This window comes from Solwaraspora sp. WMMD1047 (genome assembly GCF_029626155.1).
GTDB lineage: Bacteria > Actinomycetota > Actinomycetes > Mycobacteriales > Micromonosporaceae > WMMD1047.
This window is the reverse complement of record NZ_JARUBL010000001.1, coordinates 2,404,189-2,427,301: the sequence shown is the minus strand read 5'-3', so window position 1 is coordinate 2,427,301 and position 23,113 is coordinate 2,404,189. Positions and strand designations below refer to the sequence as shown.

The window sequence follows — 23,113 nt, the reverse complement described above, 5'->3', positions numbered from 1 at the left end:
GCCCGCCGGACTCGCCGGGCCGCCGTGGCCGGCGCCGTCGTCGGTCTGCTGGCGCTGCTGCTCGCCGGCTGCACCGTGCCGCCGTTCGCGCCGCGCACCGAGGGCGGCCAGCCGGCGGCCGGGCCGTCCGGTGCCGGCGGCGTGAGCTGGCGGAGCTGTCCGGAGACGCCGCGCGAGCTGGTCGGCCGGGGCGCACCCGGCATGACATACGACTGCGCCACGGTCGCCGTGCCGCAGGACTGGGAGGCGCCGGGCGGCGAGACGTTCGAGATCGCGCTGCTGCGGATCCGCTCGGCCGACCAGCGCGACCGGATCGGTTCGCTGCTGGTCAACCCCGGCGGGCCGGGTGCCTCCGGCGTCGACACCGCCGTCTACCTCTCGTTCGGTCCGACCTACGGCGGCCTGCCCGACAGCGTCACCGAACGCTTCGACATCATCGGCTTCGACCCGCGCGGGGTGTCCCGGTCCAGCCCGGTCAAGTGCATCTCCGACGAGAATCTCGACGCCAGCTTCGGCTACGACCCGGACCCCGACGACCAGGCCGAGTTCGACGGGCTGGTGGCGCTGAACCGGACCATCGGCGAGGGCTGCGGCCAGCGGTACGGCGACCAGCTGCGGCTCTTCTCCACCGAGCAGGCCGCCCGCGACATGGACGCGATCCGGGCGGCCGTCGGCGACGAGAAGCTCAGCTACCTCGGCTACTCGTACGGCACCCTGCTCGGCGCCACCTACGCCCAGCTCTTCCCGAACAAGGTCCGGGCGCTGGTGCTGGACGGGGCGGTCGATCCCCGGCAGGACTTCGTGGCCGGCTCGGAGAGCCAGGCGAAGGGCTTCGAGCGGGCCTTCGACAACTTCACCACCTGGTGCGCGGCGAGCCCGGACCGGTGCCCGCTGGCGCCGGATGCCCGGGCGGCGGTGACCGGGGCGCTGGAGAAGGCGCGGACCTCGCCGCTGCGGGGCGCCGACGGCCGGGAGGCCACCGCCGGGTGGGTCTTCTACGCGATGGTCTCCTCGCTCTACACCGAGTCGGGCTGGGAGCAGCTGGCCGAGGCGATCGACGACCTGAACGCCGGCGACCCGGCCGGGGTCTTCGAAAGCGCCGACTCGTACGCCGACCGGGCCGACGACGGGTCGTACTCGAACCTGTTCGACGCGAACCTGGCGGTCAACTGCGCCGACGAGGAGACCGCGCCGGAGGTGCCGCGGATCCGGGAGCTGCAGTCGCAGTGGCGGGCGAAGTACCCGCTGTTCGGCGCGGCGCTGGCGGTCGGGATGCTGCCCTGCGCGTTCTGGCCGGGTGAGAGCGACCCGTACCCGACCGGTCCGGCGGCCGGGGCGCCCCCGGTGCTGGTGGTCGGCACCACCGGCGATCCGGCCACCCCGTACGAGCAGACCCCGGCGCTGGCCGAGATGCTCGGCGTCGGTGTGGTGCTGACCTGGGAGGGCGAGGGGCACACCGCCTACCCGCAGACGCGGTGCATCACCGAGGCGGTGGACGCGTACCTGATCGACCTGACCGTTCCGCCGGAGGGCACCCGCTGCCCGGCGCGCTGATCAACGGGCCGGTCAGGTCTTGCGGTCGCGGTCCTTGGAGGGCTGGACCCGCTTCGGTTCGCCGGGCATCTTCGGATGGTCGGGCGGGTAGGGCAGGTCGCCCGAGCCGTCCCGGTCGTCCCGGTCGGCCCACTCCAACAGCGGGTCGATGTCCCACGGCTCGTCGTCGATCCCGGCGTGCGGGTCGCCGATCTTCGCGATCCGGGCCGGGACCGTCCGCAGGTCGAAGTCGTCGGGCTCGACGTCGGGCAGCTCGTCCCAGGTGACCGGGGTGGAGACGGTGGCCCGCCCGTTGGCCCGCAGCGAGTACGCGCAGGCGATGGTGCGGTCCCGGGCCATCTGGTTGTAGTCCAGGAACACGTGGGCGCCGCGCTGCTCCTTCCACCAGGCGGTGGTGACCAGGTCCGGCCGGCGCCGCTCGACCTCCCGGGCCAGCGCGATCACCGCCCGGCGTACCTCGGTGAACGTCCAGCGGGGCCGAATCCGCAGGTAGACGTGCACGCCCCGGCCGCCGGAGGTCTTCGGCCAGCCGGTCACGCCCAGTTCGTCGAGGACCGCGCGGACCTCGCCGGCTGCCTCGACCGCGTCGGCGAAGTCGGTGCCCGGTTGCGGGTCGAGGTCGATCCGCAGCTCGTCGGGGCGGTCCACGTCGGCGCCCCGGACCGGCCAGGGGTGGAACACGATGGTGCCCATCTGCACCGCCCAGGCGACGTGCGCCAGGTCGGCCGGGCAGAGCTCGTCGGCGCTGCGGCCGCTCGGAAACTTGATCTTGGCGGTCTGCAACCACGGGGGTACGCCGCGGGCCGGCACCCGCTTCTGGAAGAACATCTCCCCCTCGATGCCCTCCGGGAACCGCTGCAGCGTGGTTGGCCGCTCCCGCAGGGCGCGCATGATGCCGTCCCCGACGGCGAGGTAGTAGTCGAAGATGTCCTGCTTGGTGTAACCCCGGCCCGGGAAGCAGACCCGGTCCGGGCTGCTGAGCCGGACGGTGTGCCCGGCCACCTCGATCTCGACCGGTTTCGCCTTCGCGGTGCCACTCATCACGCGACCCTATGCCACCTGGCGACGTACGGTGGGGGCATGGCCGTTGACAGGACCGGGCTGCCGAGCACCGAGGACGAGTGGCGGGTGCGGCTGAGCCCGGAGGAGTTCCGGGTGCTGCGCGAGGCGGGCACCGAGCGCCCGTGGACCGGCGAGTACGTGGAGACCAAGACCCCGGGCACCTACCACTGCCGGGCGTGCGGGGTGGAGCTGTTCGCCAGCGACACGAAGTTCGACTCGCACTGCGGCTGGCCGAGCTTCGACCAGGCGCTGCCGGGGGCGATCCGCTACGTGCAGGACCGGTCGCTGGGGATGGTGCGCACCGAGGTGCGCTGCGCCAACTGTGACTCGCACCTGGGTCACCGGTTCGACGGCGAGGGGTTCACCCCGACCGACGCCCGCTACTGCATCAACAGCGTCAGCCTGAGGCTGGAACCGGCCGGACCCAACGGCTCGGCCTGACCGGCCGTCGGTCCCCCGGCGGGGGTGAATTTCGGCGTTACGGATACCTGGCCGGCCCGGTTGTCGCAGGCTGCCGGGTGGGCGTCGCACGGCGTTCACCGGCAGCGCGGGGGGTATCACGATGGGGACCTGTGAGGTCTGCGGCAACGAGTACTGGCTGACGTTCGAGATCCGTACGGTCAGCGGCGACGTGCACACCTTCGACTCGTTCGAGTGTGCGATCCACCGGCTGGCGCCGGTCTGTGAGCACTGCCGGTGCCGGATCGTCGGGCACGGGGTGGAGGTGTCGGGCCGTTTCTTCTGCTGCGCGCACTGCGCCCGCACGGTCGAGGGCGAGCGGGGCGCCGAGATCCGGGACGCGGTGGGCGCCCGACCGGCCTGACCAGGCGACCGCCTACCATCGCGGCATGCAGCCCCAGCAGATCGAGTTCCGGGTGGCGTCCTTCGCCGACCTCAACACCCGCATCCTGTACGACCTGCTGAAGCTGCGGGTCGACGTGTTCGTGGTCGAGCAGGAGTGCGCCTACCCGGAGCTGGACGGCCGCGACCTGGAGCCCGGCACCCGGCATCTCTGGCTGGCCGACAACGGGGCGCCGATCGCCTACCTGCGGCTGCTGACCGACCCGGGCGGGGTCGACGAGCCGGGCGGGATCGCCCGGATCGGCCGGGTGGTGGTCGCGCCGTCGGTCCGGGGCGGTGGGCACGCCGGCCGGCTGATGACCGAGGCATTGGAGATCGTCGGTCACCGCCCGTGCGTGCTGGACGCGCAGGCACACCTGGCCGACCTCTACCGCCGCTACGGCTTCACCCCCACCGGCCCGCAGTACGTCGAGGACGGTATCCCCCACCTCCCGATGCGCCGCGAACCCGCGACGCCGTAGATCTTGGTACGGAATGGCCCCTATGGGGGCATTATCCAAGATCTACTTCGGTCCGGGGAGCGAGCGGAGGAAGGTGCGCCAGGTGGTGGGGGCGAAGGTGAGGGCGGGGCCGTGCGGGTCCTTGCTGTCCCGGACCGCCACCACGGCTGGCAGGTTGCCGGCCACCTCGACACAGCTTCCGTCCGCCCCGCTGCGGGAACTCTTGCGCCAGCGGGCGCCCGTCAGGTCAGTCATCGCCGCTCCCCTGCGAATGAGTAGATGATGTCGCTCGATTCTCGCTCGCTCAACGCCAGCTCGGTAAGGGCCTGCCAGATGCCGTCGAAAAGGGCGATCTCCACCGGCCGGTCGAGATAGAGCGCGCCGGTCGGGCCCTCCTGGTAGACCACCGGCGGGTCGCCGTCCTGCCGCCGGGGCTGTGGGAAGTCGAGGACGGCGAAGCTGCCGGCCACCGAGGCGGCGTGCGGACCGACGGACAGCGGCAGCACCCGGACGCTGATGTCAGGCAGTTCGTTGATCTCGGCGAGATAGCGCAACTGGTCGGCCATCGCCGCGTGGTCGCGGATCGGGCGGCGCAGCACCGCCTCGCTGAGGATGAATTCCATCCGGGCGCGGAGCGGGCCGCTGCGGCCGAGCATCTTCTGACGTTGCTGGCGCAACTCGACGCGTCGATGCTGCTTTTCCTCAGACAGTTCCGGCCGACCGACCTTGATCACCTCGGTCATGTAGCGAACGGTCTGCAGCAGTCCGTGCACCAGTTCGGTGTCGTAGTGGCGCAGCCGGTCGGCGCTGGACTCCAGCACGAGATACGGCTCGAACCAGTCGGGCACGATGTCGTCATAAGCCTGCCACCAACCGGTCGGGCTGCCCTGCTTCGCGAGGTCGACCAGAAGCTTTGTCATCTCCGGGCCGATGGCGTAGACCTCGCAGAGTGCCCGTACGTCCGGCACCTTCACGGTGGCCAGGCCGGACTCGATCCGCCAGAGCTTCTGCGGCGAGCAGTCCAGCTCGGCGCAGACCCGCTGCACCGAGAGATTCCCCTCGGTGCGGCGCTGTTGCAGATAACGGCCGAGTTGGCGCCTCGGCACCGTCGACCCGACGACGTCCAGCACGCACTCTCCTCCATTCCAGAATGGAATACTCCGCGCTCCGCACCGGATGATCCGATAGGCGGGCCGATGTCACAACATCGATGACAGTTACCAACTGTGCGGACTGCGCAACCGACAATAGCGGGTTGTGGTGATCGAAAACACTGTGGATGGCGTTTCGGCGATCTCGACGATTTGGAATCGGTAGCCTCGATTCGGCAGGCGTCGTCGGCGTAGAGGAGTTGGCGGGGATGGGACGGCGGGTCGACCACCGGTTGGCGCCGGACGACGAGCGGCTGCTCGCCTTCTGGGCCGAGCGGCACCTGGCCACCCTGACCACCCTGCGGGCCGACGGGACACCGCACGTCGTACCGGTCGGGGTCACCTTCGACGCCGTCGCCAACCTGGCCCGGGTCATCACCTCGGCCGGCTCCACCAAGGCCCGGCACGTCGGCGCCGCCGGCCCGGCCGGCGTCCCGGTCGCGGTCTGCCAGGTCGACGGGCGCCGCTGGGTGACCGTGGAGGGTCTCGCGACGCTGGGCACCGATCCGACCTCGGTCGCCGAGGCCGAACGCCGGTACGCCGAGCGCTACCGGCAACCGCGCCCCAACCCCGAGCGGGTGGTCATCGAGATCACCCCGACCCGGATCCTGGGTAACCTCTGACACCACCTGTCGACGGGGACATCGGGACGAAACGCCAATCAGTACGATTGCGCCATGCCACGTCGTTCCCTCGACGATACCGACGCGACCCAGGCGTTCCCGCGACCGACCGAGTTGGACTCGTCGGGCGGGCCGACGCCCGACGGCGGCGCCGGGCCGTACGGTCGGAGCAGGCCCGACGGTCGAACCGCGCCGGGCGGTCCGCCCACGTCGGCCGGCGCGGACCCGGCCGCGCCCCCGGCGCCGAAGCGCCGCCGGCGGGCCCGGAAGATCGTGCTGATAAGCGTCCTGGTGCTCGCCCTGCTCGGCGGCGCGGGGCTGGTCGGCACCGGGCTCTACCTGCGCTCCATCGAGTCCGACATCGAGCGGGTCGACGCGTTCACCGAGGTCCCCGAGGAGTCCCGCCCGGTCAAGGAGGTGGCGGACGCCAAGAACCTGCTGATCCTCGGCAGCGACTCCCGCGACCCGGAGAACGCCTCCGGCTCGCGCAGCGACACCATCATCCTGGCCCACCTGCCCAAGGACCGGTCCAGCGCCCAGCTCATCTCGATCCCGCGCGACACCTGGGTGTTCGTGCCGGCGTCCAAGAACGGCCAGCACGGCAACCGGGAGGCGAAGATCAACGCGGCGTTCGCCTGGGGCGGGCTGCCGCTGATGGTGCAGACCGTGGAGAAGTTCAGCGGGGTCCGCATCGACCATGTGGTGATGGTGGACTTCGCCGGCTTCAAGGAGATCATCGACGCGCTCGGCGGCGTCGAGATCGACGTCGAGGAGGCGTTCACCTCCACCCACTCGCTGAACCCGGACGGGCGCCGCGAGTTCAAGGCCGGCCGGCAGGTGATGGACGGCGCCGCCGCGCTCGACTACGCGCGGGAGCGGTTCGCCTTCGCCGACGGCGACTTCGCCCGCATCCGCCACCAGCAGCAGGTCATCAAGGCCATCCTGGACAAGGCCGCCTCCGGTGGCCTGCTCACCGACCCGGGCGGGCTGAACTCCTTCATCAAGGCCACCGCGAACGCGGTCTCGGTCGACGAGACGCTCTCCCTGTTCGACATGGCCACCGACCTGCGGCACCTGCGCGGCAGCGACCTCACCTTCTGCACCAGCCCCACCAAGGGCACCGGCATGATCGGCAGCGAGAGCGTCGTGCTCACCGACACCGCCGGCGCCAAGACCCTCTACGACGCCGTCCGGCGCGACGCGGTCCCCGACATCCTGGCCGCCGCCAAGTAGCGGCTCGGCATCGGCTCCGTTCACTGCCTGGCGAGCCGTCGGGGACGGGCCGTATCCTGCTCGCAGCGGCTGCGCCCGCGTACCACGTGGGCGCACCTCAATGGGGGATCATGGAGACTTCGAGCCTGCCGACCGTCGTACATGGAGCGACCGTCGAGCTGCCGATCGTCGCCGCCAAGCCACCGGCCGGCGGCGACTCCACCGACCGCCGCACCCCGGCTGTCGGCCGTCCCACCGACCGCGACGCCACCGCCGACCGCCCCGCCACCGCCGCCCGCGACGCCATCGCCGACCGCCCCGCCACCGCCGCCCGCGACGCCATCGCCGACCGCCCCGCCCCGCCCGTGGAGCACCCGGCCGTAGGGCACCCGGGCGCGATTCCGCAGCAGCGCGCTCCCGAGCGGGCCGAGAGCACGGCCACCACCACCGTGCTGCCGTACGTCGGCTCGGAGACGTCCCGGCGGACCCGGCAGCTACGGGCCTGGATGCTCACCGCGCCGGTCGACCTGATCGCCCTGCTCGGCCCGCTGCTCTGGACCCGGACCTACTGGCGCGGGACGCTGGTAGCCGCCGCGCTCACCGTGACGATCTTCGCGGCCGGCGGGCTCTACCGGGCCCGGCGGCACATGAGCATTCTGGACGAGCTGCCCAGCCTCTGCGGGCGGCTGTTGGCCGCCGCCTCGATCGTCTCGATCATCGCGGCCCTGCGGCACGACTCCGTCGAGTACGGCGCCGGGTTCATGCGCAGCGTCGCGATCTCCGCCGGGCTGGTCATCGTCGGGCGGGCCGTCACCCGCGCCACCGTCACCTTCGCCCGCCGGCACCGCTGGGTCGAACACAACGCGATCATCCTGGGCAGCGGACCGGTCGCGGTGGAGCTGTCCCGGCTGCTGCGCCGCTATCCCCGGTACGGCCTGCGCTTCGTCGGGCACGTCGGGGTCGGGCCGCAGCGCACCGACGGGCCGCCGGTCCCGCTGTTGGCCACCCTCGACGACCTGGAGTCGACGATTCCGATGGTCGACTGCGACGTCCTGATCATCGCGGACGTGGAGGTCCCGGAGCCGGCGCTGATGGAGGTCCTGCGCCGACCCGCCTGCGTGGGCTGCGACCTGTTCGTCGTACCCCGGTTGTGGGGTTCGCGGTCGCAGGGTGGGCTGCCCGACCACATCGGGGCGATCCCGGTCGTGCAGATCCGGCACACCGCCCTCTCCGGGCCGCGCTGGGCCGTCAAGCGCTGTTCGGATCTCGTCTTCGCCACCGTCGCGCTGGTGGTCCTCAGCCCGCTGCTGCTGCTCTGCGCCCTGGCCACCCTGGCCGAGGGCGGCCGGGGCATCTTCTTCTACCAGGACCGGGTCGGCCGGCACGGCCGACCGTTCAAGGTGATCAAGTTCCGCACCATGCGGCCCCACGACGAGCAGGAGTCCCAGACCAGGTGGTCCATTGCGGACGACCAGCGGATCGGGCCGGTCGGTCGGTTCATGCGCCGCACCTCACTCGACGAACTCCCCCAGCTGTGGAACATCCTGCGCGGCGACATGACAGTCGTCGGACCCCGCCCGGAGCGGCCCTACTTCGTGGAGAAGTTCTCCGCCGAACACCCCGACTACGCGATGCGGCACCGGGTGCCGATGGGGCTGACCGGGCTGGCGCAGGTCAGCGGGCTGCGCGGGGACACGCCGATCTCCGACCGGGCCCGGTTCGACAACTACTACATCGAGAACTGGTCGCTCTGGCTCGACGCCAAGGTGCTGCTGCGCACCATCGCCGAGGTGTTCCGGGGCGGCGGCCGCTGAGCCACCGGCCGGCCGGTCAGGCGGTCGCGAACAGCGGCAGCGACCGCAGCTCGTGGTCGTCGATGTAGCGGGACGCCTCCACCCCCAGCACCGAGGTGAGGACCGTCCCGAAGACGTCGCGGAAGTCCGTCGTCGCCTTCAGGTCGTCGTGGTCCAGGTCGGTCAGGCTCGGATGCTCCCCGTACAGGCCGCCGAGCACCCGGTCACCGAGGACGAAGACCGGGCCGGCGGTGCCGTGGTCGGTGCCCTGCGACGCGTTCGCCCGCACCCGCCGGCCGAACTCGCTGTAGACCACCACCGCCACCCGGCGGCCTGCCGTCGACCCGGCCATCCGGGTCGCGAACCCAGCCAACGCCTGATCGAGCTGCCCGAGCAGCGCCTCCTGCGCCACCACCTCCTGGGCGTGCGTGTCGAAGCCGCCGAGGCTCACCGAGTAGACCCGGGTCGGCACCCCCACCTCGACACAGCGCGCCACCAACGCCAACTGGGTGGTCAACGCGTTCGCACCACCGGTGCCGGTCGCCGGCACGTCCGGCCCGGTGGTGTTGCTGGGCTGGGTGTTCTCGGCGTCGCCGATCACCGCGCTCATGCTCAACAGATCCGCGTACGCCGCGGCGGCCCGCGCGAACATCTCCGGCTCCCCCGGCTGCGGCCGGCCCAGCCCCGCCACCACCGAGGCGTCGATCCAGTTCGGCAGCGACAGCCCCCGGTAGCTGACGCAGGCCCCGACCCGGCTCTTGCCCACCAGCAGCGGCGGCAGCACCGGCTCGAAACTCACCGCCGCCTCCACCGGGGCCGCGGTGCCGTCCAGCCACCGACCGACCCAGCCGGTCGGCACCGGCTCCGCCGGCGAGGCGGTCTGCCAGATGTCCATCGACCGGAAGTGGCTGCGGTCCGGCCGCGGGTAGCCGACCCCCTGGACGATCGCCAACTTCCCGCCGTCCCAGAGCTGCTTGAGCCCCCGCAACATCGGGTTCAGCCCGACCGAGTCGTCCAACCGCAGCACCCGCTCCGGCGGATACGCCAGCTCCGGCCGCGCCGAGTGGTACGCGTCGTCGGCGTACGGGATCAGGGTGTTCAGCCCGTCGTTGCCGCCGTAGAGGGTGACCAGCACCACCGTGTCCACCGGCCGGTCGCCGGCCGGCGGCTCCCCGGACGCGCTGCGCAGCAGTTCGGCCAGGCCGATCGCGCCCGCCCCGGCGGCCAGCGCGCCGCCGGCCGCCACCCCGGAGGCGAGCAGGAACCGGCGTCTGGTGTAGAGGTCCATCTCAGGTCACCGTGTATTCCGGGCTGACCAGACCGAGCGTCAACAGCAGCCGGGAGTTGCGGATCTCGCGCAGCACCGCGTACGTCCGGTCGCTCCAGCCGGGCAGGCCGAGCAGGTGGGCGACGTGCTCGGGGGTCAACCGCTCCGGCACCAGCTGACTGGCGAGCTTGCCGGCCAGGCTGAGCCGCACCTGCGCCGCGGCCGAGGTCAGCCAGGTCGCGCCGGCCGGCCAGCCGCCCACGCTGGGCGGGTCGAACAGCCGCTGCCCGAGGCCGCTCATCCCGTCGAGAATCTGGGTCATCGTCTCCGTCGGTATCTTCGCCGGCCGCAGCGAAAGCTGCCGCATCGCGCCCACCAGCCACTCGACCGGCTGTTTCACCATCGTGCCACGGGTGGCGAGGAAGGCGTCGTCCTCGAACAGCGCCCGCAGCATCGCCAGCGGCGCCGGGAAGGCGGCGGTCATCCGGTCCCGGGTGGACTCGGGCATCGGCGAGGTGGCCGAGGCGTACCGGAACCACAGCCGGCCGGCGATGAATCGCGGGCAGGCCGGCTGGCGCAGCAGCAGGTCGACCAGCTCGACCGCGCCGAAGTCGCCGGTGGTGCCGAGGATCAGCTTCGAACCGCCGTCGTGGGCGCGGGCGTCGAACACCGACCGCTGCCGGGCGAGGTCCACCCGCCAGCCGGTCAGCGCCCGGCCGGCGTCCCGGACATCGGCCTCGCCGTACTCGCCGAGACCCAGCAGGAACAGTTCGAACAGCTCCCGGCCCAGGTTCTCGTTGGCGGCCGCCCTGGTGTTGAGCTGGCCGTCCAACCAGTACAGCAACGCCGGGTCGACCACCATCGCGCGGGCCAGCCGGACGACGTCGCCGCCGTCGGACCGCAGGGTCCGGTGCTGGGTCAGCATCAGCTGCGGGCTCTTCACCTTCACCACCGAGGTGGCCCAGTGCCCGTGCCAGAAGAAGACCAGCTTCTCGACCGCCTGGTGGCTGGCCACCGTCATCCGGTCCAGCCACCAGCGGGTGATCTCGTACGTCTGCTCGCGGCGGATCCGGTCGGCGGTGCTCCGCTGCCGCGCGGTCGGATTGCGCAGGGTGGCGTACGGATCCGGCCCCAGCTGAGGGATCGGCGCGCTCGTCGCCCCCACGTCGGGTCCCGAGGGTGCCACCAGAGTCGACAGTGTCGCCGGATAGCCGGCCGCGCCGGCCGCCGCCAACTCCACCGCCGTCGGGCCGAAGCCAGCGCGGCTGAGCAGCAGCGCGACGTCCTCGGTCATGAGGAAAACCATAGGCGAGGATCGACGGTGGAGAAATCCGGGCCGGATTCCCGGCCCCCACCCGGCGACGCGGGCTGCTGTACCATCGCCGCCGACACGGCCTCGGGCCGCCATCGGAGGATATCGGGGAGTACCGGTGACAGGTCAGGTGAGCCGGCCCACCCGGCCGGCCCCGCTCGCCGGCCGCTCGGTCGCGGTGGTGCACGAGTGGTACGCCGCCGCCGGCGGCTCCGAGCAGGTGTTCGGCCAGATCGCCGACCTGATCCCGCACGCCGAACGCTTCGTCCTGTGGAAGGACGGCGACGTCGACGAGCCCCGGCTGCGCGAGTCGTGGCTGGCCCGCACCCCGCTGCGGCACAGCAAGGCGGCGGCGCTGCCGGTGATGCCGCTGGTCTGGCGGACGCTGAGCCGGGACCGGTTCGACGTGGTCATCTCCTCCAGCCACGCCTTCGCGCACACCGTCCGGATGGGATCGCCGGACCGGACCCGCTACCTCAGTTACGTACACGCCCCCGCCCGCTACCTGTGGAGCCCGGCCTTCGACGGGCGGGGCGCGAATCCCCTGCTCGCCGCGCCCCGCCGGCTGCTGCGCGCCGCCGACGTGCGGCTCAGCCGGCACGTGCACGCGTACGCGGCGAACTCCCGGGAGGTGCGGGACCGGATCAACCACTACTGGCGCCGGGACGCCGAGGTGATCAACCCGCCGGTCGACGTGGACTACTTCGCCGCCGCGCCGGCCGCCGACCGCGACCAGCCGCGCGACTACCTGCTCGGCGTCGGCCGGTGGATCCCGTACAAGAACTTCGACCTGATCATCGCGATCGCGGACGCGGCCGGCCTGCCGCTGGTGGTGGCCGGCGCCGGCCCCGAGGAGGCCAATCTGCGGCGGGCCGCCGACCGGGCCGGCGTACCGGTGCGCTTCGAGGTCCGGCCGGACCGCGACCGGCTGCGCCGGCTCTACTGGGGGGCGCGCGCCCTGCTCTTCCCGGTGCACGAGGACTTCGGCATGATCCCGGTCGAGGCGCAGGCCTGCGGTACGCCGGTGGTCGGGCTGCGCCGGGGCGGCCTGGTCGAGACCGTCCTCGACGGCGAGACCGGCCACCTGGTGGAGACGCTGGAGCCGGCCGCCTTCGTCAAGCCGCTGCGCCGGCTCGACGAGTTGTCGACCGACCGGCTGCCGGCCCACGCGGCCACCTTCTCCCCGGCCCGGTTCGCGGACCGGATGACCGACTGGGTCGAACGTGCCCTCCGGTAGCCGGCCCGACCCGGACGGACCGGCCGCGATCCGGGTGCTGCACGTCAGCCATACCAGCGAGGGCGGCGGCGCCGAGCTGGCCCTGCGGCGGCTGCTGACCACCGACCGGCCCGGCTGGCACGCCTCGATCTGCACCGCCCAGCCGGCCGCCACGCCGCACCCCGACCGGCCCGGCGGCGCCGCCGGCAACCCGTCTGGCGTGATCGGCGACCCGCCCGGCGACATCGGCGGCGACGACTCGCAACGCACTGCGGGCGACCGGGTGAGCGGAGTCTTCGCCGGGCTGGACCGCCGCGGCGTACCGGTGGATCAGGTGCTGCCGGTGCTGCCCGGCGGGGGCACCCGCGGCCTGGACCCGCGACTGGCCGCCCGGTACCTGGCCGCGCTGACGCGCGCGGCCCGCCGGCTGCGGCGCAGCCCGCTGTTCCGCGCGGCCGACCTGCTGCACGCCAACACCGCCGCCGCCGCGATCATCTGCGCGCTGGCCACACCGGACCGCCGGCACCCGCTGGTGGTGCACCTGCGCGACCTGGTCGACGGCGAGAGCCTCGGACGGTTCGGCCTGCTGGCGCTGCGCCGGATCGCGCTGCCCCGGGTCGACGGGGTGCTGGCCAACTCGGCCGCCACGCTGCGCTCGGCCGAATCCTGGCTCGGTGCCGAGGTGCCCCGGGCGGTCGTGCAGAGCCCGCTCGGGGTCACCCACCGGACCACCCGGTCGCGGGTCGGCCCGACGGTACGGGCGATCGGGATGCTCGGGCGGCTGCAGCGGTGGAAGGGACAGCACGTCTTCCTGGACGCGTTCGCCCGGTCGCTGGCCGACACCGGCGTGCCCGGCTACCTGGCCGGCGCGGCGCTGTTCGGCGAGGAGGGCTACGCGGCCGAGCTGCGCGCCCAGGCCACCCGGCTCGGCATCGCCGACCGGGTGACCTTCCTCGGCCACGTCGACGACGTGGCCGGCTTCCTGGACCGGATCGACGTGCTGGTGCACGCCTCGACCCGGCCCGAGCCGCTGGGTCAGACCGTGCTGCAGGGTCTGGCGCACGGCCTGCCGGTGGTCGCCACCGAGGGCGGCGGGCCGGGCGAGTGGCTACGCTCCGGGGAGAACGGCCTGCTCGTGCCGGCGAACGACCCGGCCGCGCTGGGCGCCGCGCTGCGCACCGTGGTGGACTCCCGGGAGCTGCGGGAGAAGCTGGCCGCGGGAGCGGCCGGCACCGCGGTGCAGACCGACCAGGACTGTGTGGACCGGCACGCCGCGTTCTTCGACACGGTACGGCGGGCGCACCGCTCGACCGGGCGGGCCGGGACCGGGCTGGCCGGGACCGGGCGGGTCCGGAGCGCGCGGCGGGCCCGGTGAGCGGGCCGGCCGGCGGGCTCCGGATCGCGTACCTGCTGCTGCGGCCGCCGAGCTACAGCGAGACGTTCATCGAGGCCGAGATCCGGGCGGTCCGCGCCGCCGGCGCCACCGTCGAGGTCTTCGTCACCGGCGGGGACGGGGGCGGGCGGATCGGCGAGGCCGGCCGGGTCGCCCGGGCGCTGCTGCGGCACCCGGTGCGCACCGTCGCGCTGGTCCGGACCCTCGGCCTCCGGTACGGCCCGCGGGCGTGGCTGGCGGCGGCGTACGCGCTCCGGGTCGCGCCCCGGGTGGCGCGATTCGGGCCGGACGTCGTGCACACCCACTTCGTGAACCTGCCGACCGCCGTGACGGTACTGGTGGGCCGCCTGCTCGGCCGGCCGGCGACGGCGATGGCGCACGCCGCCGACCTGCTGCTGGAGCGCGACCGGACGTCCCTGGACCGGCGGCTGCGCCGGCTCGGCCACCTCTTCGTCATCTCCGGTGCCACCGTCCGCCAGCTCACCGTCCGGGGCGTGTCGATGGCCCGGGTCCCGCACACCGTGGTCCGGGCCGCGTTCGACGGCGCGGTCACCGCGACCGGCCGCCCGCCCCGATCCGGCACCGGGGTACGGAAGCTGGTCACGGTGGCCCGGCTGGTGGCCAAGAAGGGCGTCGGCACCGCGATCGACGCGGTCGCCGACCTGGTCGCCGCCGGCCAGCAGGTCCGCTACGACGTGTACGGCGACGGGCCGCTGCGGGCCGATCTGCGCCGGCAGGTCGCCGCCCGCGGGCTCGACCGGGTGGTGACCCTGCACGGCGCGGTGCCGCACCAGGTGGCCACCGCCGCGCTGGCCGACGCGGACGTCGCGGTGCTCCCCTGCCAGCTGGCACCCGACGGTGACCTCGACGGCATCCCGGTCTTCCTGATGGAGGCGGGCGGGCGCGGGGTGCCGGTGGTCACCACCCCGGTCTCCGGCATCCCCGAACTGGTCGACCCGGCCAGCGGGTGGCTGGTGCCGCCGGCGGACCCGGCCGCGCTTGCCGACGCGATCGGGCAGGTGCTCGCCGACCCGCAGCGGGCGGCCGGTCGCGCCACGGCGCTCGCCGAGCGGATCCGGACCGAGTTCACCCCGGCCCGGCAGGCCGACCGCCTGCTCGCGGTCTGGCGCGACCTGGCCGGACCACCGGCGAGCACCACCGCTGCACCACCGACCGGCACCGCCGCTGCACCACCGACCGGCACCGCCGCTGCACCACCGACCGGCACCGCCGCTGCACCACCGACCGGCACCGCTGCACCACCTGCCGGCGGCGCGGCCGGTCCGGGGCGGGGAGGGCCGGGCGGATGGAGCTGACCGTCGTGGTGTCCTACTTTCCGCTGCCGGCGGACCGGGGAGACCCGGTACGGGTGCTGATGATGCTCCGGGCGCTCGCCCGGGTCCGCCCGTACACCCTGCTGGTGGTCCGCCGGCCGACCACCACCGACGACCAGGTCCGGCAGCTGCGGGGGCTGCTGCCGGGAGTGGAGGTACGCGACCACGTCGCCACCGGCTACCGGCTGGACCGGCTGGGGCCGGCCGGGCGCTACCCGGAGTCGCTGCTGCGTGGGCTGCCGCCGTGGGTCCGGACCCGCTACAGCGGGTCGCTGCACGACGAGCTGCGCGACCGGACCGGCCACGGCATCGCCATCGGGGAGGCCGCCGGCGCCTACCTGCGGGGAACCCGGCTGCGCTGGCACTGGGACAAGGCGAACGTGCTGGCCGCCAGCAGCCGGCAGGACCTGGCGGAGGCCGCCGGCCCGCCGCACCGGCTGCGCGCCCGATACCTCGCGCAAATCTCGACCCGGTTCGAGGCGGCGGCGTTGGCGCACTGCGCGACGGTCTCGGTGACCAGCACCGAGGAGGCGGACCGGCTGCTGCGCAGCCACGGCCGGCGGGCCGACTGCACGCTGCCGAGCTGCGTACCCGTGCCGACCGGGCACCTGCCCCGGCCGGAGCCGGACCGGCTGGTCTGGTTGGGCAGCTTCGCGTACCAGCCGAATCTGCACGGGTTGCGGCGGTTCCTGGCGCAGGGCTGGCCGCGCCTGCGCGCGGCCGGGTTCACGCTGTCGCTGGTCGGATCCGGGCTGACGGGCGCGGTCGAGCGGGAGCTGGCCGGTCACGACGGCGTCCGGGTGCTCGGCTACGTCGACGACCTGCGGCCGGTGCTGGCCACCGCGCGGGCCGGCGTGGTGCCGGTCTGGAGCGGTGCCGGCGTCAAGCTCAAGACGCTGACCCTGCTGGCCCACTCGGTGCCGGTGTTCAGCACCCCGGTCGGCGCCGAGGGCGTGCCGTCCACCCCGGCGGTCCGGCTCGCCGGGACCCCGGCCGAACTGGCCGACGAGATCCTGGCCAGTTCGCCGCCGGCGCTGGCGGCGATGGCCGACGACGCGCTGGAGCTGGTCCGCCGGGAGTTCTCCGAGGAACGCTTCGCGCAGCGGCTCACCGGGTCGCTGGCCGACCACCTCGTCGGGGACGGGCGCTGATGTCGACCCGCAAGCTGCTCTCCGCCTCGTCCGCCAACCTGCTGATCCCGATCAGCGGGCTGCTGGTCAGCCCGTTCCTCTCCCGCGAACTGGGGCCGGACGGGCGGGGCCTCTACGCCGCGCTGACCCTGCCCATCGTCGTCTGCGGCTGGATCGGCACCTACGGGCTGCAGGACGCGCTCAGCTTCCACCTGCGCGAGAACCGCCTCACCCGGCGCGGCGCCGCCCTGGTCAGCCTGGTCTCGGCGGTGCCACTCGGCCTGCTCGGCGTCGCGCTGCTCGCGCTGCTCGGCCTCTTCGTCTTTCCCGGCGGCGGCACCGACTACCGGCAGTTCCTGCTGCTGGCCTGCCTGGCGCCGCTGCACATCCTCGCCAACCTGCTGATCGGGGCGCTCACCGGCGCCGCCGACATCCGCGGGGTGAACCTGGTCAAGGTGCTGCCCGCGCTGGCCCGGACGGCGCTCGTGGTCTTCGCCTGCCTGGCGTTCGAGCTGAGCGCCTTCTGGGCCGGTCTGCTCTTCCTGGCGTCGGTCACCGTCGGACTCGTCGCCGGGCTGGCCCGGCTGCGGTCCGCGACCACGGAACCGGAGCCGGCGCAGCCCTCCGCCGGCGTTCCGATCCGGTCGCTGGCCGCGTACTCGCTGGCCTGTCTGCCCGGGGTGCTGGCGGCGATCTCCAGCGCCCGGCTCGACCAGATCATCGGGCTGCCGGTGATCGGCGCGCAGCAGCTCGGCTACTACGCGGTCGCGGTGAGCGTGGCCGAGATCCCGATGGTGATCGCGACCGCCGCCCGGACCGTGCTGATGGGCCGCCCCGGCAGCGACGACCCGCGCCGGGCGACCCGGGTGGCCCGGCTCGCGGTGCTCGCCTCGGTCGTCGCCTGCGGTCTGCTGGCCGCGATCGCGACGGTGGCCGTGCCGTGGGTCTTCGGTCGACCGTTCGCCCCGGCGGTACTGCCGACGATCATTCTCTGCCTCGCCACCACCCTCTACACCTGCATGATCATCTATTCGGCGGTGCTGCTCGCCCACGGCCGGGCGAGCCGGTCGTCGGCGGCGCTGGTCGCCGGCTCCGTCGCCGGGGTCGCCCTGCTGCTGCTCCTCGCACCCTGGGGCGCGGTCGGCGCCGCCGTCGCCAGCCTCGGTGGCTACGGCGTCTCGGTGCTGGTCGCCGCCGCGGCCGTCAGCCGGACGCCGGAGACACCGTCGCTGCGCATGTTGACCATCCCGTACCGGGAGGATGTCCGGTTGTTCATCGACCACGCCGCCGCGCTGATCCAGCGCCTCGCGCCGCCCCGCCCCCGCCCGGCCTCCGGCGCGGTCCGCCCCGGCGGCCGGTTCGGCACCATCGGCGTCGCCGCGCTGATCATGCTGGCCTGGTCGCGGCTGGTGGTGCCGCAACTGGTGCAGTTGTTCGACAGCGGACGGCCGGAGTTCAACTCGCGGGAGAACAGCGCACCCGCCGTCGCGGACGCCATCGGTGACCTGCTCAGCCTGGCGTTCATCGGGCTGGCGGCCGCGCTGGCGGTGCACGGTCTGCTGCGCAACCGACCACCGCACCGGCTGGGCTGGCTCGCCGTCCTGCTCGCGCCGCTCGTCGCGATCGAGCTGTCCGGGCTGGTCAACGGGGAGCTGCCGGGGCCGGTCTCGGCCGCGCTGCCGCTGGCCGCCGTCGCCGTCTGGCTGCAGCGCCCCGCGCCGCGGGTGCTGGCCACCATCGGCGTGCTGGGCGCCGGTACCGCCCTCGGGTCGATCCTGCTCGCCCTGGTCCGCCCGGACCTCGGCCTGCTGTCCGGCTCGGCCGCCGGCGCCAAGAGCGGCTTCCTCGGCGGCCTGCTGGCCGGGCCGTACCCGCACTCCAACGTGCTCGGGTTGACGCTGGCGCTGTCCCTGCCTTTCCTGTTCTGCGTCGGAAACGCCCTGCTGCGGCGGGCCGGGGTGCTGGTGGTGCTCTTCGCGGCCTCCTGGACCGGCTCCCGGACCAGCCAACTCGCGATCGTGGCGGTGCTGGTCAGCTACGGAATCATCCGCTGGCTGCCGGCCCTCACCCGCCGGCTGCCGCATAGCCGGGCCGCCGACCTGGGCGGGACGGCGGAGAGCACCGGGGCAGCCGGCGGGACGACCTGGCTGGCGCGGTGGGCGGTGGCGGTGCCGGTGGTGGCCGGGCTGGTGCTGACGGTCGCGGCCCCGCTGCTGACCCGCGACCCGGCCGCCTTCAGCGAGCGGGGCCGGATCTGGGCGGCGCTGCTCGACCGCTGGGCGCAGGCTCCGCTCCTCGGGTTCGGGCCGGGCTACTTCGACAACCAGCCCGACCTGGCCGAGGCGCTCGGCGGGCAGTTCAGCCACGCGCACAACGTGCTGGTGCAGTTCCTGGTGGTCGGCGGTCTGCTCGCCACCGTCCTGTTCGGCGTACTGCTCTACCTGGTCTGGCGCCGGTCGATGGCGCTGCTGGCCGCCGGGGTGCCCGCCGCCGGCCTGTTCCTGGTCGCGTTCACGCAGGTGTCCTGGCTGGAGGCGTCGCACCTACCGACCACGCTGGCCGGCTACGTCGGCTGGCTCCCGCTGATCATCATCGCCCGCCTCGGCGCCGACCTGGCGGACCGACCCACCGCCGAGCCGGCCCGGACGACGCAGCCACCGGCCGACGTCCCGCCGGTGGCGCCGGCGGTCCGGACCCCGCACTGAGTCGATGCCCCGCGGTCGGGGGCCGGGTCAGAAGATGATGGTGTCCCGCAGGTAGTTGGCGACCCGGCGCAGCTGGTTGGCGCCGTCCACCGGTGCCGTCATCCGGAACACCAGCTGCCGGTCGATCTCCCCGTCCGGGCCGCTGCGCCAGTACGCCACCACCACCAGGCCGTAGCGCTGCTCACCGTCGACCTGCAACGAGCTGCTTTCGGCGTACGCGGCGAGCGGTCCGGTCGAGACCCACTGCAGCCCCCACGCCTCCTCGGCCCGGCGCATGGCGCGCTGCTGGTCCCCGGCGCACGGCTCGGGGCAGGTGCGCACCACGATCTCCCCGCCGATCTTTGCGCCAGCGTCCGCCGTCGCGCCGCAGTTGTACTTGGCGTACCCTTCGGCCCGGCCGCCCGGGTCGCACTGCCAGCCCTTCGGCACCTTCACCGTGAAGCCCAGACCGTCCAGTCCGGTGAGGGTCTGGATGCCGTCCGAGCTGCTGAATCGCGGCCACTGGGCCGGCCACTCCCCCTCCCGCGGCGGCTCGATGCCGGGCGCCAGCGGCGAGGCGGTCGGCATCGCCACCGACGGAACGCTGCTCGCGGTCGGCGCCGTGACGGGTGGGTCCTCGCCGTCCGAACCGGAGAGCGCGAGGAACGTCCCGCCGCCGACGAGCAGCACCAGCACGAGCGCGGCGATCCCGATCCACAGGCCGGTCCGGCGCGGCCGGGCCGGCTCGGTCGGCTCGATCCGCCGGCCGGGCGCGGTGAGCGGGTCGTACGCGGTGTAACCGACCGGCGAGACCGGGGAGACCGTCGAATGCGGAGTGGCCGAGACCTGGTGCGGGGGCGAGGAGATCTGGTGCGGCGGCGAGGAGACCTGGTTGGGTGGCGCCGACACCCCGAACGGCGGTCCGGAGACCGGTTGCCGCTGCCCGGGGATCTGCTGCGCCGGCACGTACACCGACGGGGTGTAGCCCACCGGCTGCTCCGGCTCCGACCAGGGACCACCTGGCGACTGCGGCGCCACCGGGGACTGCGGCGCCACCGGCGGCTGTGGGGCGGCCGGGGGCGAGTGTGGAGCGACCTGCGGCGGTGCCGGCTCGGCGGGCTGCCCCGGCGCGGGCTGCCGGCCGATCTGGTCGGGGTGGCCCGCTGACGGCTGGTCCGCCGCGTCGGCAGCCGGCTCGACCGGCTCGGCCGCGTCGATCCGCTGGGTGTCGTCCAACGGGGACCCGTCGGCCGGCAGCGCGTCCAACGGCCGCTCGGCCGGCTGACCGGCCGCGGCGGTGTCCGGCGGCACCGGCTGGTAGTCCATCCCGAGCGCGAGGAACATCTGCTCGGCGCCCGCCGTCCCGTCCACCGGGTACGCCACCCACGGCGCCGGTGCCGAGAAATCGGCCCAGAGATAACGGGGGCCGCCCGCCTCCGGCTGGGCCAGGGCGTTGGCGGTCGCGGTGAACGCGGCCCGCCAGCGCTCGTCGGCGGCGACCACCGCGTCCAGCACCGCCACGGTCAGCTGGGTGCCCTCCGGGTCGACAGCGGACCAGACACTGCCGACCTGACAGGAGCCCAGCACCTCGATCAGCTGATATGGAACCACCGGCTGCATCCCCACACCCCGCCTTCCCTCAGTGCGGATCCTAGCGAGACGACACACCCGCTCCCGCGTTGACCGGCAGCTATCCGGGCCGGTGCCGGGCGAGGCGGGGCCGGCGCCAGCGATGGCGGGTCGGAACGGGCCGACGTCCGTTACGGCAGGGCGGCGACCAACTCGGCCATCGACCGGCGGCGGCCGGTGTAGAACGGGATCTCCTCGCGGACGTGCCGGCGGGCCCGCGAGGCCCGCAGGTCCCGCATCAGGTCGACGATCCGGTGCAGCTCATCGGCCTCGAAGGCGAGGATCCACTCGTAGTCGCCGAGCGAGAACGAGGCGACGGTGTTCGCCCGCACGTCCGGGTAGCCGCGCGCCATCCGGCCGTGTTCGGCGAGCATCTCGCGGCGTTCCTCATCGGGCAGCAGATACCACTCGTAGGAGCGGACGAACGGGTAGACGCTGACGTAGGCGCGGGCCGCCTCGCCGGCCAGGAACGCCGGCACGTGGCTCTTGTTGAACTCGGCCGGCCGGTGCAGGGCGAGCTGCGACCAGACCGGCGCCAGGTGCCGCCCGAGCGCGGTGCGGCGCAGCAGCGCGTACGCCTCCTGCAGCGCGTCGCTGGACGGCGCGTGCCACCAGAGCATGAGGTCGGCGTCGGCGCGCAGCCCGGCCAGGTCGTAGCTGCCCCGGACCACGACGTCCTTGCCGGCTAGCTCGCCGAAGAGCGTCTCGACCTCGGCCGCGATCTCGTCGCGCTGGGCGGGCAACGGCCCGGTGGCCCGGAACACCGACCACATCGTGTAGCGGATGCTGGCGTTCAACTCGCGCAGCCGGGCGGCGTTGGTCTGGTCCGCACTCATGCCGTCCATCCTCCCAGGGACGTGATGATCTCCTCCGCGGCGGCCTCCCCGGACCGGACGCAGGCCGGGATGCCGACCCCGTCGTAGCCGGCGCCGGCCAGCGCGATCGTCGGGTGGGTGGCGCGCAGCCGGTCCCGGGCGGTCGCCACCCGGCCGAGGTGGCCGGGACGGTACTGCGGCAGTGCCCCGCCCCAGCGGCGGACCTGGCTGGCCTGCGGTGCCGGCAGGCCGCCGAGCAGGCCGGCCAGTTCGCGGTGCGCGGTGGCGGCCAGCTCCTCGTCCGGTCGGTGCAGCAGCTGCTCCTCGCCGTACCGGCCGATCGAGGCGCGCAGCAGCACCCGGCCGTCCGGGCGGGCGCCCCACTTGGTGGTGAAGAAGGTGGCCGCCTTGATCAGGGTGCGCTCGGCGGCCGGCACCAGGAACCCGGAGAGCGCCGGCAGCCGCCCGGCCGCGTCCGGCGGCAGCAGCAGGGTGACCAGCGCCACGCTGGCGTAGTCGAGGGCGCCGACCAGGCCGGCCGCCGGGGTGTCGAGGCCGGCGAGCAGCCGGGCCGCCGGCCGGGCCGGCAGGGCGAGCAGCACCGCGTCGGCCTCGACCAGCTCGGCCCCCCGGGTCGGTCCGACCACCAGGCGCCATCCGGTGGGGGTCGGGCTCAGCTCGCGCACCGCCGCACCGAGCCGGATCCGCACCGGACCGCCGGGCGGCTGCGGTCCGCCATCGACCGGATCGGTCGGGTCCCCATCGGCCGGACCGGCCAGGTCGCCAGTGGCCGGAGCCGGTGCGCCCGCCGGGTCGGTAAGAGCTTTCTCGATGGCGGTCACCAGGCGGCCCAGCCCGCCGGAGACGGTGGCGAAGACCGGGGCGCCGGCGGTGCGGGGGGCCGCCGCCAGCGCGGCGCGTACCGCCCCGGTCAGGGTCGGCTCGGTCCGGGCCGTCCGGGCCAGCGCCGGCATCGTCGCGGCCAGCGACAGGTCGTCGGCCCGGCCGGCGTACACCCCGCCCAGCATCGGGTCGACCAGCCGGTCGGCCACCTCGTCGCCGAGCCGGTCGCGCACCAGCGCCCCGACCGCGACGTCCTCGTCCGGGCCGAGCAGCGGCCGGCCGCCGTCCCGGTCGGCGTCCGCGGCCGGCCGGGCCACCGCCGCCACCGCGGCCAGATCCCCGGGTACGCCGACAAGCGTCCCGGCCGGGATCGGCCGGAGTTCACCGCCCACCACGATCGCGGCCCGCCCGACGACCGGGTGGACCAGGTCGCCGCCGAGCCCGAGCCGGCGGGCCAGCGCGACGGCGGCGGAGTCCGCGCCGGTCGGGTCGCGGACCAGGAACGCCTCGGCGCCGAACTCGACCGCCGACCCGGCCAGCTCGCCGGTGCTCAGCTTGCCGCCGAGCGCGGCGGACTGCTCGTACACGGTGATCTCGCTGCCGGCCGGGGCCCGGTCCCGCAGCCGCAGCGCGGCGGCCAGCCCGGTCACCCCGCCGCCGACGACGGCGATCCGCGGACCGAAGCGGCCAGCGCCGGCGCGGCCAGCGCCGGGGTGGCCTGCACCGGCGCGGACGGTGCCGGGTCGGACCGGGTCCGGCGTGGGTCCGGCGGAGGTGCTCATGTCAGGCGGTTG

The 23,113-nt window shown here is 74.1% G+C and carries 20 protein-coding genes; 12 read left to right on the top strand and 8 right to left on the bottom strand.

The window, feature by feature from the left end:
- Positions 1-24 precede the first annotated feature (24 nt).
- On the top strand, positions 25-1,554 hold the full coding sequence (locus O7627_RS11205) for an alpha/beta hydrolase (RefSeq protein WP_278098247.1): 1,530 nt from the start codon (positions 25-27) through the stop codon (positions 1,552-1,554).
- A 12-nt stretch (positions 1,555-1,566) separates the two neighbouring features.
- Here O7627_RS11205 and ligD read toward each other — a convergent pair whose 3' ends face one another.
- Positions 1,567-2,595 carry a non-homologous end-joining DNA ligase gene (ligD, locus tag O7627_RS11200; protein WP_278093432.1) on the bottom strand — a complete coding sequence of 343 codons (1,029 nt, stop codon included), beginning with the start codon at positions 2,593-2,595 and terminating at the stop codon, positions 1,567-1,569.
- Between the two features lie 39 nt (positions 2,596-2,634).
- On the opposite strand from ligD, the gene msrB reads away from it, so the two are divergent.
- The 3 genes from msrB to O7627_RS11185 all read left to right on the top strand — a co-directional run bounded on the left by msrB (position 2,635) and on the right by O7627_RS11185 (position 3,938).
- Positions 2,635-3,057 (top strand): peptide-methionine (R)-S-oxide reductase MsrB, encoded by a 423-nt coding sequence (gene msrB / locus O7627_RS11195; protein ID WP_278093431.1) that lies wholly within the window; start codon positions 2,635-2,637, stop codon positions 3,055-3,057.
- 121 nt (positions 3,058-3,178) lie between these two features.
- Positions 3,179-3,439: a Prokaryotic metallothionein gene (locus O7627_RS11190; protein WP_278093430.1), complete on the top strand. Its 261-nt coding sequence runs from the start codon at positions 3,179-3,181 to the stop codon at positions 3,437-3,439.
- Between the two features lie 25 nt (positions 3,440-3,464).
- The gene (locus tag O7627_RS11185; protein WP_278093429.1) at positions 3,465-3,938 is read left to right on the top strand and encodes a GNAT family N-acetyltransferase; all 474 of its coding nucleotides are present in this window, start codon (positions 3,465-3,467) and stop codon (positions 3,936-3,938) included.
- A gap of 42 nt (positions 3,939-3,980) precedes the next feature.
- On the opposite strand, the gene O7627_RS11180 is transcribed toward O7627_RS11185, so the two are convergent.
- Both O7627_RS11180 and O7627_RS11175 read right to left on the bottom strand, forming a co-directional pair.
- The gene (locus O7627_RS11180; protein ID WP_278093428.1) at positions 3,981-4,172 is read right to left on the bottom strand and encodes a DUF397 domain-containing protein; all 192 of its coding nucleotides are present in this window, start codon (positions 4,170-4,172) and stop codon (positions 3,981-3,983) included.
- On the bottom strand, positions 4,169-5,047 hold the full coding sequence (locus O7627_RS11175; protein ID WP_278093427.1) for a helix-turn-helix transcriptional regulator: 879 nt from the start codon (positions 5,045-5,047) through the stop codon (positions 4,169-4,171). The genes O7627_RS11180 and O7627_RS11175 overlap by 4 nt, the downstream gene beginning before the upstream one ends.
- Positions 5,048-5,277: 230 nt before the next feature.
- On the opposite strand from O7627_RS11175, the gene O7627_RS11170 reads away from it, so the two are divergent.
- From O7627_RS11170 to O7627_RS11160, 3 genes are all read left to right on the top strand, one after another.
- A complete protein-coding gene (locus tag O7627_RS11170) occupies positions 5,278-5,691 on the top strand; it encodes a PPOX class F420-dependent oxidoreductase (RefSeq protein ID WP_278093426.1) in 414 nt (137 codons plus the stop codon).
- Between the two features lie 276 nt (positions 5,692-5,967).
- Complete coding sequence (locus tag O7627_RS11165; RefSeq protein ID WP_278098246.1) at positions 5,968-6,924, top strand: LCP family protein; 957 nt, start codon at positions 5,968-5,970, stop codon at positions 6,922-6,924.
- A 110-nt stretch (positions 6,925-7,034) separates the two neighbouring features.
- Entirely contained in the window at positions 7,035-8,717 is a 1,683-nt protein-coding gene (locus O7627_RS11160; RefSeq protein WP_278093425.1) for an exopolysaccharide biosynthesis polyprenyl glycosylphosphotransferase, read from the top strand.
- A 16-nt stretch (positions 8,718-8,733) separates the two neighbouring features.
- On the opposite strand, the gene O7627_RS11155 is transcribed toward O7627_RS11160, so the two are convergent.
- Positions 8,734-9,984: a DUF1501 domain-containing protein gene (locus tag O7627_RS11155; RefSeq protein WP_278093424.1), complete on the bottom strand. Its 1,251-nt coding sequence runs from the start codon at positions 9,982-9,984 to the stop codon at positions 8,734-8,736.
- 1 nt (position 9,985) lies between these two features.
- On the bottom strand, positions 9,986-11,257 hold the full coding sequence (locus O7627_RS11150; RefSeq protein WP_278093423.1) for a DUF1800 family protein: 1,272 nt from the start codon (positions 11,255-11,257) through the stop codon (positions 9,986-9,988).
- A 136-nt stretch (positions 11,258-11,393) separates the two neighbouring features.
- On the opposite strand from O7627_RS11150, the gene O7627_RS11145 reads away from it, so the two are divergent.
- The 5 genes from O7627_RS11145 to O7627_RS11125 are packed head-to-tail and all read left to right on the top strand — an operon-like array spanning position 11,394 to position 19,053.
- The gene (locus tag O7627_RS11145) at positions 11,394-12,512 is read left to right on the top strand and encodes a glycosyltransferase (RefSeq protein ID WP_278093422.1); all 1,119 of its coding nucleotides are present in this window, start codon (positions 11,394-11,396) and stop codon (positions 12,510-12,512) included.
- Complete coding sequence (locus O7627_RS11140; RefSeq protein WP_278093421.1) at positions 12,499-13,866, top strand: glycosyltransferase family 4 protein; 1,368 nt, start codon at positions 12,499-12,501, stop codon at positions 13,864-13,866. The genes O7627_RS11145 and O7627_RS11140 overlap by 14 nt, the downstream gene beginning before the upstream one ends.
- Positions 13,863-15,200, top strand: a complete 1,338-nt coding sequence (locus O7627_RS11135; protein ID WP_278093420.1) for a glycosyltransferase — start codon at positions 13,863-13,865, stop codon at positions 15,198-15,200. The genes O7627_RS11140 and O7627_RS11135 overlap by 4 nt, the downstream gene beginning before the upstream one ends.
- Positions 15,191-16,369 (top strand): glycosyltransferase family 4 protein, encoded by a 1,179-nt coding sequence (locus O7627_RS11130; protein ID WP_278093419.1) that lies wholly within the window; start codon positions 15,191-15,193, stop codon positions 16,367-16,369. Before O7627_RS11135 ends, O7627_RS11130 begins: the two co-directional genes overlap by 10 nt.
- Positions 16,369-19,053 (top strand): O-antigen ligase family protein, encoded by a 2,685-nt coding sequence (locus O7627_RS11125; protein ID WP_278093418.1) that lies wholly within the window; start codon positions 16,369-16,371, stop codon positions 19,051-19,053. The genes O7627_RS11130 and O7627_RS11125 overlap by 1 nt, the downstream gene beginning before the upstream one ends.
- Before the next feature lie 27 nt (positions 19,054-19,080).
- On the opposite strand, the gene O7627_RS11120 is transcribed toward O7627_RS11125, so the two are convergent.
- The 3 genes from O7627_RS11120 to O7627_RS11110 all read right to left on the bottom strand — a co-directional run bounded on the left by O7627_RS11120 (position 19,081) and on the right by O7627_RS11110 (position 23,101).
- On the bottom strand, positions 19,081-20,643 hold the full coding sequence (locus O7627_RS11120) for a hypothetical protein (RefSeq protein ID WP_278093417.1): 1,563 nt from the start codon (positions 20,641-20,643) through the stop codon (positions 19,081-19,083).
- A 149-nt stretch (positions 20,644-20,792) separates the two neighbouring features.
- Positions 20,793-21,497 carry a hydrogen peroxide-dependent heme synthase gene (hemQ, locus tag O7627_RS11115; protein WP_278093416.1) on the bottom strand — a complete coding sequence of 235 codons (705 nt, stop codon included), beginning with the start codon at positions 21,495-21,497 and terminating at the stop codon, positions 20,793-20,795.
- Entirely contained in the window at positions 21,494-23,101 is a 1,608-nt protein-coding gene (locus O7627_RS11110) for an FAD-dependent oxidoreductase (RefSeq protein WP_278093415.1), read from the bottom strand. The genes hemQ and O7627_RS11110 overlap by 4 nt, the downstream gene beginning before the upstream one ends.
- Positions 23,102-23,113 lie beyond the last annotated feature (12 nt).